This is a genomic window from Legionella sp. MW5194 (assembly GCF_016864235.1).
Classification (GTDB): domain Bacteria; phylum Pseudomonadota; class Gammaproteobacteria; order Legionellales; family Legionellaceae; genus Legionella_C.
In genome coordinates this window covers 1,979,650-1,995,678 of record NZ_CP045732.1, presented here as the reverse complement: position 1 = coordinate 1,995,678, position 16,029 = coordinate 1,979,650, and the positions used below count along the sequence as shown (strand labels likewise).

Sequence of the window (16,029 nt, the reverse complement as noted above, 5' to 3'; positions counted from 1 at the left end):
TACTGTTGAGAAATGCTGTAATGAGTAACGATCATGCCGTCCACCCAGGTTCCTCTGATTTCGTTGATGAAAAAATTTGGCTATACCGCTAATCAGCAAGGGATATGCGCGGGGTTAATCTGCATGACAGCCTATGCGGAGCTGGTTGATGAAGAACATCGCTTCGATCAGCGCATTGAGTTAATCAACCAACTTCATGCCGCAAAGATAACGTATGACGGCACGACTGATGTCAGAGAAATGCTGCGGCTGATTCGCGATAAAGTGAAGAAACACCAAAAATTAACGTCCTTTGAAAAACGGATAATGGGCATTGATGCGTTCTTTGCCGGCATCGAGTTGGCGCATCATACCGAGCGGTATCGGGATTTTTTGGGTGAATTTATCGCCAAAGCAGACATTGAACAATTATCCGGCGTGATTGGCTCTAAAAAAATCGCTGCGCTGGGCGGCGTGGAAAAGGTGTATTCTGAACCGTTTATAGGCAATGAAAAAAAATTAAAACGGTATTTAAACGATTTGGGCACGGTTTTAACCGAGTATGAGAAAAATGCCGGCGACAAAGCCAATACCCGGCTTTCCATCAGTCTCTACAGCCCCCTTCATCGTCTTCGCATCAAATACCTCCCGGCCGAAGAGGCCTGGCTTTTTACCGATCCCAATCAATTGCCCACTAAAAAAATCCCTTCCAGGCAGTTGGCGTCTGAAATAATCAGTGCTTTTCATGACAAAACGAACAGCGCCTTTGAAGTGCAGATTTTTACGGTTGCAAAAAACCCATGCCTTAAGCCCGTGCGGGCGCAGTTTGATCAGTTCAGGCAATCCCGGACAATCACCAAAGACGCTGCAGAAAAAACAACAAAAAAAACAGCCGTGCAAACCGGAGGCACACGCATTGCCCATGTGGCAGCCATGCACGGCGATGTAAAGACCTTAAGGCACCTGGCGGATTTAAACGGAAAATACCTGCAGGTTGAGGACAATGACGGTTATACCCCCATGCTCTATGCTGCTCAATACGGGCATGAAGAGGCTATGGCATTTCTTGCCGCACAACACGGGAGCGACTTGATAAAAGCAACGGCCCTCGGTTTTTCTCCCATGGATTTAATCATCTTGAATGACCATGCGCATCTCATCAAAGCGCTTGCCCCTTACAACACCTTATGGGCCGGATTGCCAGGCAGCGAGTCGCCGCTTTTTAAGGCGGCAAGGCAAGTGAAACCCGGGGTGCTGGTTGCGCTTCTTGAACTGGATCCTCAATCAGTGAATCGGGCAGACTCGCATGGTGAAACCCCGGTTCATCTGCTGATGCGGGGGGAGATCAAGGCGAGTATGATTGAAGCACTTGCTCATCATGGCGCTGATTTTATGAAATCCTCGGCTCAGGGTGTGACACCGCTGTCGCTTGCGATCAGTAGAAAAAAATGGGACTGGGTGGCTATCATGCTGCTTAATCAATCCATGGCGATCGAAAACCCTAAAAGCATGGATGCTGCTGCCCTGAAGGACGCGGTTCTGACCTACCTTCAGTCCCAACCGGACGCCGACCGGGAGCAATTAATCCGGGGGATTAAAACCAAAAGCAATGGCTTCGGTCAATGGCTGTTTAATCAATCTGCAGCATTTAAGGCCTCATCCTTACGGCTGTTCAGCGAAGGATCGACCCCGTTTGAAGAGTTTGCGGGTGAATTGGACAAACGATTTCCTGCCGGCGGCGGTTTAACCCTGTAAAAGCGACGTCGTTGCATTAGCCTGATTGTAAATGAAAAACAAAAAGGCAGGCATGCTGCAATCCTTGGCAGAGTAGGATAAGATAATCGTTCAGAAAAGGATTACTGTGCTGAGACAGGGATGAAACAATGACGTATTTAAAATTCTGTTTGGGCGCCGGCTGTTTGCTACTGGGCTCGCCGGCGTTGGCGATGCCTGAAGGCCAGGGCTGGTTTGTTCGTGCAGGCGCAAGCTTTGGCGAACCTGACTTCCATTCCACCCTGAGCGTTAATAATGGTTCCGGCTTCCCGGCTCCACTGAACAACGATTGGTATTCAACCAGCAAAAAAGCAGCAGCAACCGTTAATCTGGCAGCAGGTTACCGTTGGGTTCGCCAACAGACCTGGTTGCCTGTTTTAAGCGCAGGGTTAGCTTACCAACATTTATTCAGTAACGAAATCAACGGCACGATCACGCAATATTCCTTACCGCAATTCGCCAATTACCGCTACACTTGGGCGGTTGAAAGTGAGGTGTTGGCGATTTTTGCACGAGCGAATCTCCACCAATACCAGCGTTTTCTGCCTTATCTGGACGGCAGTATCGGATCGGCGTGGAATACCGCGTCGCATTACCGCGAGACCGCTTTTTCCGGTGTGACGCCGAGGATCAGCCCCCAGTTTCGTCCTCACACCGCGACCGACTTCACCTACAGCCTGGGCGCTGGCATTGACGTTGTTCTCACAGAAAAAATCATGTTGTCATTGGGGTATGAATTCAGAGATTGGGGCCCCCTGACGTCCAAATCCGGTGAATTAACCTGGTCACAGGAACGCTTGAATGCCGGGCATTACCGTACCCACTCAGGCTTGATCACCGTGACTTATCTGTTTGGCCAATCCACAGCGCCTTTATCAAAATAAGAGATTCTGCCATGCCTAAAACCAATTGTTTATTGAGTGTTGTGTTATCCCTGTTTTTGAATGTTGCGTTTGCCTCCGATCCCGTTTCCTGGACATTGAATCCGGCAGGGGGGTTCAGCCCTACGCAGGTGGGGCATCAATCGCATGTCACGTACACTTTGACCAATCATTTGCCTCTGGCGGCGACAATTCAAACATCCATCACCTCCACCGGGGGGAATTTTTCAGTGGTGAACGGCTGTGCCGGCAAAAATCTGGCATCCAACGCGCATTGCAATATCACCATTGCGTTTGCTCCTTCCGAAGTGGAAGTGTCAACTCTGCAGTTAACCTACGGTTATCACAACAACCGCATCCCCCTACCGACATTGAGGGCACAAGGGACAGGCGCGCCAACAGGCGGGGTGCAGGGCAGTATCGCTGGCCTCCCGGCGGTGATGACGTTAAACCCGCTGCAAACACCAGACTTTACATTGACTTACACCAACACCCGTGAAGTGGCGATCACGGGTTTTGCCGGCAATGCCATGGGTACTGATCTTGTTACTGTGACGCCTACTGTTGCCAATGTGGCTGTGCTGGAGAATAACTGCGGAACACCGGGCGTTCCTGTGGTATTGCAACCGCATGCTTCCTGCACGGTTAACGGACAAATCACCCCCACCCATACCGGGCAACTGGCTTTGCGCGGCTTATTTACCTACGGTACTCGCTTGGCTGAGGTGCGGGCTTCTGCCGTCGTTGAGCAGGGCGGTGGGAGCTGCACCGTGCATGGTCAGGTGGCTTTGCCCTTGCCGGCAGTGACTTACCAGTACAGCGACAATACGGTTAAATTCATTTTTGAAAACGAATGCAGCACCCGCGCCGCGGCCTTGGGTCAGGTGCAAGTGACGACCAGTTTTACTCCGAACAGCGGACAGAGGGCCACGACCACGGTGTTGCCGATTTATGATACCTGTTCAGGTCAAACCTTGCCGGCACAGGGGCAATGCCATGTGATTGCGTCGGTTATTCCACAGGATACGGCTCAGGAAATGAAAATACAGGCCAGTGTTCTCGCCGGCGGCGTCACTGCCACGGCATCGACTTCAGCGCCCGTGCGTGCCAATAACACCAGCACTCATACTGTGCATTTTGTTAATCAGTGTCCTTTTAATGTCTGGTATGGCATTGCCAATGGCTCAGGCGGCATTTTTTCACCGGATCCAACCCCGGGAAGCCAGAGCGGCACGGGTGCGCCAGCGAGTTCTTACCTGCTTCCCAAGCAGGTGAGCGGTCAATTGCCCAGCACCATTGATATCACGGTGGATGCCTACGTCAATGGCGCCATCTGGCCACGAACCGGTTGCGCGTCTGATGGAGTCAATTTCGCTTGTGAAACGGGCATGTGCAATACGCTGTCCGCGACGTCGGGGACCTGCGTGGTGCGAGGCGGAACACTGGATCAACCGTCACCGCCCTATACCAAGTTTGAGTTTACTATCAATTCAACTCCTGCCACCGATGGCGTGTACGATGTGTCGGTCATCAATGGCATGAATGTTCCGGTTGAAATCAAAGGGCTTGGGCCTGTGTCGGCAGGTGCGCCGTTCCAATGCACTGGGGCGGGTGCGCTGATGCAACCGCAGGGCAACAGCCTGGGCTCCTGTCCCTGGACATTTGACCCGTCCTTCTCTGGTGTGACGGCGGTGGATGTGGTATGGGTCAGTGCCGGTGCTGATGATGGCTGCCTAAGCGACAGTGACTGTTCTAATGGCCAGGTTTGTGGCATGGCATTTAACAGTGGCCCTGCCAATGCCCCGATTAACCGCCGCTGCGGTGACTTCATCGGCTATACGGCCATTACCAATTTTGTCGGCTACCCTTTAAACGGTCAGTGGGGAAGTCAGAACCTTTACACCAAGTATGATATCGGTACCCCCATGACCACCATTTCGGCAAAAAATTACGGTACCTTTGGTGGAAACCCCGCTATTTTTGGTAATCTGCTGGCCTGCCAGGTTACCAGCAACGATTCAGCCAATACCTGCTACAACAGTGGCCTGCCCAACCTGGCCAATTGCTGCGGTTGTGTCGATTGGCCTACCAGCAGTGTCCCTACGGCGGTGAGTGCCAATTGCGCCAGCACCAATGCGGATTGGACAACGACAGCGGGCACAGAAGTCACGGGACAGAATGCCATTTTGTGGTTAAAGAAAGCCTGTCCTACCGCCTATTCCTATCAATTCGATGATCCATCCAGTTCCTTTACCTGCAATCCCGGTGCAACGACACGGACAAGTTATCAGATTGTTTTCTGTCCGGGAGGCCAATCCTCGTTGCCTGCGGGCGCGGTGGATGGCCGATAAGCCTGGAATGCCGCGGCGTGGCCGCGGTTTTCGTGATTTATTGAAACAATGCTTTGACAATGTGGGGAAAAAATACCGTAAAAATTAAAATGGCGATAATGATGGTGAAATTGATGCGATTGCCTGCATTAATCGGCTTTTCACCACGATTAACATTGATGCTGCCAACGCCTTCATTGGAGCTGTAAAAGGTATCCTGATCCACAACAATGGCCTGGGGAATAAGTTGCTCCGATTCTGTTTTAACGGTGCTTAACTTCTTGACCGCTGTCCCAATGGCAAGGAATTCAATCAGGCCATTCCCCAATTGATAAACATAGGTTTTCACGCCAACCACGTCGTCTGCACCGATGGCTTTCGCTTCTTCGTTGATGATATTCAGGGCATTTTCACGGGCATCATAAAGCAGGGTGGTCAGTTCGGTGATTTCGCCACGCACAAAGGATTTTAATGCCGACGTGATGCCACCAATGAATCCCAGGGAATACACGGATGTCCCCAGAAGCAGGCGCAGGGGCGCATACCCCCTGTTGGCCATGTTCCACATTTCAATGTTGGTCATGTCGCTGGTAATGGGTTCCTGCATTTTATCGCCGGACAATTGGGTGCTGTGTGACGCAGTACCAATCATCAGCATCTCATTCACACCGCCAAACGGCAAAATGGTGGTTCGGATTCCGAGCACGGCATTGGCGTTGTATTCGATGGCATGCCCGACAATCCGTGACAGGGCCAAGTGCCGGGTGTGGTTGAAAATATGAGAATACTCTTTAATTTCTCCACGGCCCAGGGTTTTCAAACTACCCAGGATTCCCCGGCCTATCCCCATGGAATAAGCGACGTTGCCGAAGGCGAAACAGATCGGTCGGTAACCGGCATCGAGCTGCGCATACAATTCCTGACCATCGGCCGACGTTGAGAATTTATTGGGGGCCGCATTGGGGGCATGAACACCTGAGCCTATGGCTAGAAATTCAATATTGGAGCCATGAAAAATTAAATGGCTGTTCACGCCGGTAATGCCGGTCGCCCCGTGATTATTCGCTTCCTGTAACAGTCGTTGATAGGCTGTTTGTCGGCCTTCCTCTATCAATTGGGTAATCTGGGTTAGTTCGCCGCCCAGCATGGATTTAAGGCCGGAACCAATACTACCCAGAACCCCGAGGGAATGCGTGCTGTTCCCGACAACAATATTTCCCGGAGCATAACCCTTGGCAGCTAAGCAGAAAATCTCATTACCCGATAACCCGGTGGTGACAGTCATTGAAGATCCTCATCCTGTTTTTAACAAATAATAGTCGATACCGAGTGGTTTAACACAGGAGAGCTTAGCCTTTGTAGAGGGTATCCAGGATTTGCAATTCCTCATCGGTATGGCTGTCATCCTCTTTTTCTTCCTTATCCTCTTTTTCATGTTGCAATCCGATTTTTTGCTCGTGTTGTTCATGCCATGCCTTCCAATCCCGCACTGCGCGGCAAAGATTGGTTACTTTGCCTTCATGACAGGTCGTTAGCGACTTTTTCACCAATTCATCCAGGACCGGCAACGACGCACTGCTTTCTTCGTCTTTTTCCATTGTTCCGAGAATTTTTGTCAATTCTTTAAGTATCAGGAATTGAGGCGAAGGAGGCTTGCCGGTGGTTGCATTTTTAACCGAAGCAAAGAAGGACGTGAGGGAATATCCACTCTCGCTTTTTATACGTTCTTCAAGTCGTTGCAGATGGATTTCTGTGAGTGTTTTAAGAATGAAAAGAGACTTGTTCCCCTGATTGAATTCCGTTAGCAGACTGAGATGATCCAGCATCACATCAACCAACTCCGGGTTTTTAACTACCGCTTTGACCGCTTCCTCACTGGGGTCGATAAGGCAGCGATGAAATAACAGACTGGCCTTGAGTTCCGGCGCGCTTGCCTGCGGAATGTACTCTTTGTCTAGACGCTCAAGGTAAGCGGTGTCTGAAAGGGTTTTTATTGAGGTCAGTGCTTTTTTTTCCTGGGCCTGTTGCCCGTACCGATCAAAACTGCCCTTGTAATCCACGGAGACAATGCGGCCATGCTGACGTGCAATCAGCAGGAAACAGTAACCGCCGAAATCCAGTGTGGGCGGCTCAGCTGGAATGTTATGGCTCTGTGTGTGATAGCGAAGATGCCTGAGCAGGTGCATGTTCATGGTGCCATGTCCCATGACAATGCGCATATTGGGGGCATTCATTTTTCTTCCGGCCATCCGGTTGTAGGCGACATTAAGACGCTTCATGAACGACAGCCCATCTTCACCCTGAATGAAATGATCTTCTGTGAAGCTGGCGTCATAGCCTTCCTTTTTAAAATCAGCGGCGATATCAGAACAAAGACGTGATGCACGTCCACTGGCTATGAAAGTCGTATTGTATTGGACTTCCGCGTAATGCGGATCAACGGTAATCTTGTCGATGATCGTGGGTGAAAAGCTGGCATAAAGACCAGTTTGGTAGGCTCTGGCGACAGGGGAAACCTTCATTTCAACTTTTTTCATGGGTTGAAATAACTTGAAATAAAGGAGAGCTCTTGTTTTAAAATGCTGGGCCAGGTTTATGTCAAAGTTGGATTGCGACGCACCGAGCGTAAGGGCATCAAGGCCCGCGTCCTCCTTCAATCCCATGCCTTTATTCAGCGTGGAACAGACTTCATGGCGATGAAGCATCAATACTTCTACCGAAGCCTCTGGGTTGCTTTTTTTAGCTTGTGAAACCCATTCCGCCTGTTTAACTGCGCGAAAGTAGGCAATGTGTTCGGCCAAAAGCCGGGATTGAGTATGCAGGTAAGCATTGATGGCGGGATCGATGGTTTCTCGAATGCCGACAGTATTTAAATGGCTTTTAATGGTTTCCCGGGGGCTGGAGAGAATACCCAATTTCGAGATGTAGCTTGGTTGCAGCTGACCGTAAAGATCAACCAGGTCGCTTAAGCGTCTGCATAAATCATCGACGTTATCAGCAATCATTTCCGGCATGGCGCTGATTGGCGCGGCAAGAATGGCCATTATCTTTTTGATACGGTCTTCGACTTCTTCGCTGCTCAAGGCCGGATTAGTCAATGTATTTATATTACTGCGTAAAGCGGATTCCAGACTTTCTTTATTATCCTTAAGTTCTTTATGCCATTGCACGATGGCCTCTGAATAATAGTTTTTTTTATCCTGCTCTATCCGCACCACGACACTGGCTAAAGAATTCATATTCACCTCATTCCCTGAAAAAAAAACATTATACAGCAAATTATTTTATTTCCGACTTGTCAACAAGAATTGCAAATTTAAGCAAAAATGGTCAAATAAGACAAAAGGGCGCACGTTAGTCTAGCGTTTGATGGTAACAAACTGAAAGTGAAACATGAAATACGAAACCCGGCTTAAGAAAGCCATAACCTACATTGGCAGGCATCTGGATGACGACTTGTCGCTTCAGCGATTAAGCGAAGTGTCCTGTATTTCGAAATTCCATTTTCACCGTTTATTTACTGTCTTAACGGGTATGTCCCTATCCCAATACATTAAATGGCTGCGCCTGAAACGGGCCGCTCATCAACTGATTGTGGACAGGAAGCAATCCATTTTAACCATTGCAATCAATGCCGGTTTTCAATCCCACGAAGCCTTTACCCGGGCATTCAAAAAAGCCTGCGGCTATAGCCCGAGCCAATATCGCCTCGGAACTGGATGGTCTCACTGGGAAGAGCCGCCGTATTGTTTGCCTGAACGAGGCCTGACTGATATGAAAGTAGACATTAAAACCATTCCACGCACGCGCCTGGCGGTTGTGGAACATCGTGGCGATCCGAAGCGGGTTGGGGAAAGCGTCAATCAACTGGTGACCTGGGCCAGAGCCCAGACGGTCAATGTAAAACCAAAACCTGGCGAGGCATTCGCCCTTGCCTATGATGATCCAAAAATCACCCCGCCATCGGAGTTTCGTCTGGATTTAGGCATCAAGGTGCCTGACTCATTAACGCTTGAGGGGGTAGTCGAAAAGTACTTGCCGCAAGGGCGGTATGCGTCGGCTATGCACTATGGTTCACGTGATAGTATCGGCGATACCGTGTATGCGCTTTACCGGGACTGGCTGCCTGCCAGCGGCGAGCAGCTGGGTGATTTACCCTGCGTCTTTTGTTATTACAATTTTGACCATGAAGTGGCTGAAACCGAACTGTTAACGGCGTGTTTGCTTTTATTGAAATGACCTGAAGTCTCCCGCTGTGAAGCGGGGGATACCTGCATTCAAAATCGCGCTTTTTACTGCATCCTGTTTTTAATCGTCTAAAGTTAAATGAGGTGCTCCCCATCCGACTCATGGGGTTATTACAGGGAGAAGTCAATGATCACAGCGCACTGCCTTGGATTTCCACGCATTGGATGCAGCCGTCAAATGAAATTTGCTGTTGAATCCTATTGGAAGGGGACGCTCTCGGAAGCGGATCTTTTAGCGACAGGCAAAATGATACGTGAGGAGAACTGGCAGATGCAGTCCCAGGCGGGTCTTCATTGGGTAACCGTCGGTGATTTTTCCTGGTATGACCACATGCTGGATATGTCGATGACTTTAGGGGTTATTCCTGACCGTTTTGCGGATGTTGGCTCGGAACTGGCGACCTGTTTTGCCATGGCCAGAGGTTGCTCATCAACGGACAAACCCATCACCGCCTGCGAAATGACCAAATGGTTCAATACCAATTACCACTACATTGTGCCTGAGTTTTCGCCCCACCAATCCTTTGTGGTCAACACCCGACGGCTTTTTGCGGAGATTGATGAGGCAAAGGCTCACCATTACCCTGTCAAAGTCGTTATTCCCGGGCCATTGAGTTATTTATGGCTGGGGAAAACATACCCTGCCTTTGATAAGCTGACGCTGTTGCCGGCTTTGCTTGACGCCTACCAACACCTGCTGTCTGAATTAAGCACCAGAAACGTAAGCTGGATACAAGTGGACGAACCCATTCTGGTTCTGGATCTCCCTTTAGCCTGGCAGCAGGCGTTCATGCAGGCTTATGACAGCCTTCAATCCGGTGCCTGTAAGCTGATGCTTACAACCTATTTTGGAGGGATGGAGGAAAACGGTGACTGGGTCTGCCGTTTACCGGTCAGCGGATTGCATGTCGATGCCGTAACCGCGCCTGAACAGATCAGATCGTTGATGCAACAGCTGCAGTCGGATACTTGTCTTTCCATCGGCATTGTCAATGGCCGCAACATCTGGAAAACCGATCTGATGAAGGCTAAACAGTATTTAGAGCCACTGTATGAGCAATTGCAATCACGGTTATGGATAGGAGGATCCTGTTCCTTCCTGCATTCACCCATGGATCTGGATTTGGAAACCTCCCTCGATCCTCAGGTTAAATCCTGGCTTGCCTTTACCAAACAAAAATGCCTGGAGCTTGCCAGTCTGGCGCGTGGATTTAACGAAGGGTGGGATGCGGTCAAAGCCGTGCTGGTCGACAATCAACGCGCCATGGAGCAAAAACAGACCTCCTCCCTGATTCATAACCCCGGGGTTCAGGCACGTGTTAACACCCTGGGTGACCTGAATACCGAACGCCCGCCGTACCCGGAAAGGCAAGCCGCACAACAGCGCGCCATGCCGTTGCCGATATTGCCGACCACCACCATCGGTTCGTTTCCCCAGACCCCGGAAATCCGCAGGCTGCGCCATGATTTTAAGCAAGCCAGGATTAGCCTCACTGATTACGAAAACGGGTTGAAGGATGTCATCCGTAACGTCATTCGCTGTCAGGATGGGTTGGGCCTGGATGTGCTGGTTCACGGCGAAGCTGAGCGCGCGGACATGGTGGAGTATTTTGGCGACCAGCTTCAAGGCTTTGCCTCCACAGAGCAGGGCTGGGTGCAAAGCTATGGCTCGCGTTGCGTGAAGCCGCCCGTTATTTATGGGGACGTTTCCCGCCCGGAGACCATGACCGTTGCCTGGAGCCGGTACGCGCAATCGCTGACCAATAAACCGGTTAAGGGCATGCTAACGGGCCCGATTACTATTTTGATGTGGTCGTTTGTGCGTGATGATCAACCGATGCGTGACACTGCTCGCCAGTTAGCCCTGGCATTACGCGATGAAGTGATGGATTTGGAGCAGGCCGGCATTGGGGTGATTCAGATTGATGAGCCCGCCTTTCGCGAAGGATTGCCGTTGCGCCGCCGTCACTGGGAGGAGTACCTGACGGAAGCTGTGTACTGCTTTAAGGTAACCGCAGGCGGAGTGAAAGAAACCACGCAGATTCACACGCACATGTGCTATTCCGAATTCAACGATGTGATTGAAGCCATCGCAGCTCTGGATGCCGATGTCATTTCCATAGAAACATCGCGTTCAAATATGGAGCTTCTGGATGCCTTTAACCATTTTTCCTACCCCAATGCCATTGGCCCCGGGGTTTATGACATCCATTCGCCGCGCATTCCGACGGTGGAGGAAATGATGCAGCTCATTGACCGGGCAGCAGCACTGATTCCGGTTGAGCGCTTGTGGGTTAATCCCGACTGCGGCTTGAAAACGCGGGGTTGGCCGGAAGTGAACGCCGCATTAGCCAACATGGTGGAGGCTGCGAAACGGATGCGACAACAATTTCTCAACAGCCGATAGCGGGGTAGCGGTATGAAGACGCTTCGCGACAAAATCATGGATGCCTCTGAACCGGTTATTTTTTATGAACTGTTGCCGCCGACGGGCGAAAAGGCCGCCAATACTGATGCCTACATTGATTGTGCCATTGATTTGTTAACCAGTACGCCTGTGAACATCGATGGTGTCAATATTCCCGAAATCAGGGATGAGAATAAGGGGGAGCAACGCACGGATGAATTTGTCCCAAAAATGGATCCGTGTCATTTTGCAGAGCGGCTGGAGCAGGCTTATCGCAACATCAATGTGGTTCTCAATCACTGCACGGTTTATGAGGGCTGGGAAGAGCAGAAGGCGTGGCTTGAACACTCCGCGAATCAGACGAATCTTCGAGCGCTCATTCTGGTTGGTGGAAGCAGCAGCAAGATTCATTACGCCGGCCCTTCGGTGATTGAGATGCTGCAATACATTCGTACTCACTGTACCAAAGACCTGTTGTGCGGTGGCATCACCATTCAGACACGGCGCTCACATGATGCTGTCAAGGATGAACCTCATCGCCTCCTGGTTAAAAGCGTCAATGGCATGGAATTTTTCACCAGTCAAATCATTTATGATCCCATCAGCATTAAATTTTTATTGCGCGATTATGCTTATGCCTGCCGAGAGGAAGGGATTGAGCCCAAACGCATTTTTTTAAGTTTCGCTCCGGTTTCAAGTCATAAAGATCTTCATTTTTTACGCTGGCTTGGGGTTTTTATTCCAAAAACCGTGGAAGATGACTTATTTAAAGCGGATATCGGCATTGGCTGGCGTTCCCTGAAAATTGCTACCAATAATCTCCTTGAAATCCTGCAGTTCATGCACAAGGAAAAAATTCAGGTGCCTTTGGGTTTAAACATTGAACACGTCAGCCGCCATAACTTTGAGTTGTCGCTTGAATTTGTGGAGAGACTTGGCGATCTTTATTACAGCCATGTCAGAAAATTGCCTTAATGGTTTGTTTTAATTCTACCCCCCGCCCAAGCCGTTGCAAGTGTAAATTTTTGCTCAAATTTGTATCGGCCACAATAGTTTTAAAATTATACATGTATAATTAAATTTATACAGTTATTTTAAAAGGTATCCTCATGAAAATGGTGGAAGTGTACTTGAGCACCGCATGGCTTAATGAAAATACGCAACGTCAACGCTTCAGGGACCGGGAAGTCAGCGATTTGGTTTCGGCGTCACAAAAACTGCTTAAGGCAGCGCCCATGGTGGCACTTGCAGGGGCTGGATTCAGCAAAGGCATGGTCAATCCCAGCCTGACTTTAATGAATATAAGCACGCACACCGTCAAGGAAATTCATAACGGGATTGCCAATGTGGGTAAAAACAATGGCCGCTTTTATGAAGGCATCGACCGCGCGAAACAGCCGCAGATGAAGAAAAATGCCCAAAGTAATTACGCCGGTCCCCTGGTTAAATTATGGTTGGTGACCGATGATGACGAAACCAGCAAGGCCACGGTGGGTAAGGGGGTTTTGTTTCATAGCCAGACCGAAGCGATGCGCTTTAAGGACATGTATAGCAGTCTGGATGACTATTTGTCGTCTAAATTTTATAAACAAAAAGATATCGTAACCCTGCGTATCAATGAAAGTGATTTTCCGCTCTTTGAAAAGGAACTCCTGCACTACCTCGAGGCCCGTGAAAACAGTCTCCGTTCGGAACTGTTAGTCAGACCTAAATTAAGCCCGCAGAATTTTGCTCTTTCACGAGTTTATGAAGAAGAATCAGGCGCCCTGATTCAGGGAGACGATGGCGAATACCTGATAGAAATCGATTTCCCTGTCGCTGTGGGCACGCGCACGCTGGCGAAGTATTTTCCCGAAACAATCAGTGCCAGTGTCAAAGCAGAACTATCTCTTTTTTCCGAAGCAATTATTGATTTAGAGCGTTTTGAGGCGCTTGAAGACGAATCGGATGTGTCTTTGCAAGACATCACCAGCGAATTGGGTTCTACTTCTGAGAAAAGACTTGAGTCCGAGGATGAGGAATTTGAAGGACCGCCCACTTTTAAAGGCAAGGAAAAAGCTAAAAAACGGCATGATCGGGAAGAGGTCAACGCGCTGAAGGAGGATTTAAAGCCTAAAGCGAGTGATCAAGTTTCTGCCCGGCAGTTATCGCATGCCGGTGTATTTAAGCACGCTGATAATCCGACACCAAGCAAGGCCAACAGTGAACTGACCTCTTCACCCCCTCGCTCAGGTAAAAATTAAGTCAGGCGTTTAACAGAAATCGCCGCGATTCCAGAAGGCTTTCCTGAAATCGTATTCACGGGTTGAGCGCAGCTCGTCGGTATTAAATCGCACAGTAAAAGCGCTCACCTTAAGGTAATGCATGCCTGTGGTGATATCCAACGGCATTGCCAGTGTTGCGGCTAAGGTACAGACAGGGACGACTTGACCGTCTGTTGTGCCTTTAACCTCATCACTGCAACGTTGGTTGATCAGTTCCAGCTCCGACTCACTGACCTCGAGTAAGGATATCCCATCGCTGCCAATGGCATAAAATTTTTGCATGGCGTGTTTGTTGTCAAGATCGCATTGATTGAGGGTCAGTACATCAAGCGTAACCTGGCCGACAATGCTACTGTTAACTTTAGTCCAGTTAATATGCCCCTTGACCAGACCGGGCTGTATTCCCTGCTTTCCCGATTGCTTAAACTCCGTGGTATGACTGAACTCATTGAGCATAACTGCTTCCAGGAATTGGCCGCCGAACTGGTAAATTTTATTGGCAGGGGTCCCTTCGGAGGCAATGCTGCTGTTTCCAAATCCTTCAATAGCCCCAATAATGGCCGGATCCTTATCATTGTTGCTGCTTGATGGGTACACCACCGTCCCGTATAAGGTTACCCCGCGGCGGGCGAAATCCTTCACCGACGTCGATTTGTCCGGTAAATGGGAGGCTTTGCTTGTGTTTTCCAAATCACGAAAAGCCTGGGATTCATCCAGCATGCCTTGTTCATAATTGACCTTACTCACCGGCAATTCCCTGGCAATATGAACAAGCGAGAGCTCCAGGTGGCTTAGCAAGGCACAATGCAGTTTCCGCAGCGTCGTAACCATACTGGCGTAAGGGCATTTGAGACGGCCTGACGCTTTGGGGGCATCCGGTACAATGTCGTGCAATAAACGGTACTGTCCATGGTTGAGCAACTCGTGCATGAAACGGTACCTCGAGCTATTGATTTCGAGGTTTTCAAGGATGGTGAGGGCCTTGATTAATTGGTCAGGGCTCATAAAACGGTTCAAATTCAACTGCTTTTGCAGTGAATCGATAAACGAAAGAAAACCGTTGCGATGATAAAATCCCACCTCACTCTGCGCCCTGCATTTAAGGATCTCAAAATCCCCCCGCAACAGATCACTTAAATCATTTTGGCTTTTCATAAATCATAAAGAAAGAAAATTATTCATTTCGGGTAATCATATGATATAAAGATTAACTGCGTATTAACTGCAGAAAAATAAGTACAAGGAGTTGCCATGTTATTTAAAAAATCCGCAGAAGTAGCCTCTGGAGATACAGGCTTTTTTTATATTCCCTGGGTTGAGCGTCCGCGAAATCTGGAACAGATCAGGCAGAATGGGCATTTATGGACTTATTTGAACGCTAAAAACATTTACCGGCATTTCTATACTTCGCCTGAAAATATCCCCCGCGATAAACATCAGGTGGCGATTTGCTTTAAGGTGAAATTAACCAGCGAACAGCAGTCCAGACTTGAGTTGCTGAAGACGTATTCCAGCCGTGTTTACCGCGGCGATTTGTCATTTGAGGCGGACGACATTGAAAGCTGCATCGTGTTGACCAATCAGGAGTCGGAAGAGTACAGTCGAGAGATTGCGGAGGAAACAACCCCCCGTCCATGATCCTTTAAAATTGGTTATTGCTCACCAAATGCTTTGATGTACTGGTTTAAATCGTCAATACGCCGTTTGTTCAGTGTGTTGTAGCAGTCCACCTCGTCAATGGCCTGCATGGAGCCGCCTTCGTGTTGCAAACCGGTGAATTTGCATTCCTTGGCGCGAAAATCCAGCCAGGCTTTTTGAGCGCTGATGAGCGCCGCCTTGTTTTCTTTGGATAACATGGCGGAGAGCGAGCGGTAGGTATTGTTTAATATTTTGTCATAATGAGTGTATTCCTGACTGGCGCACTCGTGAATAGCTAAGGTGGTGGCTGCTTTGTCATAACAGGCTTTCAATGAGGCAGGATCGACAGCAAAAACGGCACTGGCCATGAGCAGCAGGATCAGTAACAATGGAATGGAATAAGACTGTCTATTCATTGATTCTCCTTAATCATCAGTTCCTTAACGACTGACTATAGCATGAGCGCATCCATTGAGCGATTTATTTCACAAAAACAGGTAGACTGCTCAG

At 49.3% G+C, this 16,029-nt stretch carries 12 protein-coding genes; 8 read left to right on the top strand and 4 right to left on the bottom strand.

Going from position 1 to position 16,029, the window contains the following annotated elements:
* The first annotated feature begins 33 nt into the window (after positions 1-33).
* The 3 genes from GH742_RS09320 (at position 34) to GH742_RS09310 (ending at position 4,984) form a co-directional block, all read left to right on the top strand.
* Positions 34-1,734 (top strand): ankyrin repeat domain-containing protein, encoded by a 1,701-nt coding sequence (locus GH742_RS09320; RefSeq protein WP_203454681.1) that lies wholly within the window; start codon positions 34-36, stop codon positions 1,732-1,734.
* Positions 1,735-1,862: 128 nt separating this feature from the next.
* On the top strand, positions 1,863-2,636 hold the full coding sequence (locus GH742_RS09315; protein ID WP_203454680.1) for an outer membrane protein: 774 nt from the start codon (positions 1,863-1,865) through the stop codon (positions 2,634-2,636).
* A gap of 11 nt (positions 2,637-2,647) precedes the next feature.
* Complete coding sequence (locus tag GH742_RS09310) at positions 2,648-4,984, top strand: thaumatin family protein (RefSeq protein WP_203454679.1); 2,337 nt, start codon at positions 2,648-2,650, stop codon at positions 4,982-4,984.
* Positions 4,985-5,021: 37 nt separating this feature from the next.
* On the opposite strand, the gene GH742_RS09305 is transcribed toward GH742_RS09310, so the two are convergent.
* Positions 5,022-6,248 (bottom strand): heavy metal-binding domain-containing protein, encoded by a 1,227-nt coding sequence (locus GH742_RS09305; protein ID WP_203454678.1) that lies wholly within the window; start codon positions 6,246-6,248, stop codon positions 5,022-5,024.
* A gap of 64 nt (positions 6,249-6,312) precedes the next feature.
* Positions 6,313-8,202, bottom strand: a complete 1,890-nt coding sequence (locus tag GH742_RS09300; RefSeq protein WP_203454676.1) for a hypothetical protein — start codon at positions 8,200-8,202, stop codon at positions 6,313-6,315.
* Between the two features lie 154 nt (positions 8,203-8,356).
* Here GH742_RS09300 and GH742_RS09295 point away from each other — a divergent pair, with 154 nt between their 5' ends.
* From GH742_RS09295 to GH742_RS09280, 4 genes are all read left to right on the top strand, one after another.
* A complete protein-coding gene (locus GH742_RS09295) occupies positions 8,357-9,202 on the top strand; it encodes a GyrI-like domain-containing protein (RefSeq protein WP_203454674.1) in 846 nt (281 codons plus the stop codon).
* 135 nt (positions 9,203-9,337) lie between these two features.
* The gene (gene metE / locus GH742_RS09290) at positions 9,338-11,617 is read left to right on the top strand and encodes a 5-methyltetrahydropteroyltriglutamate--homocysteine S-methyltransferase (RefSeq protein WP_203454672.1); all 2,280 of its coding nucleotides are present in this window, start codon (positions 9,338-9,340) and stop codon (positions 11,615-11,617) included.
* 12 nt (positions 11,618-11,629) lie between these two features.
* Positions 11,630-12,592, top strand: coding sequence for a hypothetical protein (locus GH742_RS09285; RefSeq protein ID WP_203454670.1), 963 nt, complete (start codon positions 11,630-11,632; stop codon positions 12,590-12,592).
* Between the two features lie 134 nt (positions 12,593-12,726).
* Complete coding sequence (locus tag GH742_RS09280) at positions 12,727-13,860, top strand: hypothetical protein (RefSeq protein ID WP_203454668.1); 1,134 nt, start codon at positions 12,727-12,729, stop codon at positions 13,858-13,860.
* Positions 13,861-13,869: 9 nt separating this feature from the next.
* On the opposite strand, the gene GH742_RS09275 is transcribed toward GH742_RS09280, so the two are convergent.
* Positions 13,870-15,036, bottom strand: a complete 1,167-nt coding sequence (locus GH742_RS09275; protein ID WP_203454666.1) for a hypothetical protein — start codon at positions 15,034-15,036, stop codon at positions 13,870-13,872.
* Positions 15,037-15,132: 96 nt separating this feature from the next.
* On the opposite strand from GH742_RS09275, the gene GH742_RS09270 reads away from it, so the two are divergent.
* Positions 15,133-15,519, top strand: coding sequence for a hypothetical protein (locus GH742_RS09270; RefSeq protein WP_203454664.1), 387 nt, complete (start codon positions 15,133-15,135; stop codon positions 15,517-15,519).
* A gap of 14 nt (positions 15,520-15,533) precedes the next feature.
* Here the strand turns inward: GH742_RS09270 and GH742_RS09265 are convergent, their stop codons facing one another.
* Positions 15,534-15,935 carry a lysozyme inhibitor LprI family protein gene (locus GH742_RS09265; protein WP_203454663.1) on the bottom strand — a complete coding sequence of 134 codons (402 nt, stop codon included), beginning with the start codon at positions 15,933-15,935 and terminating at the stop codon, positions 15,534-15,536.
* Between the last annotated feature and the right edge of the window lie 94 nt (positions 15,936-16,029).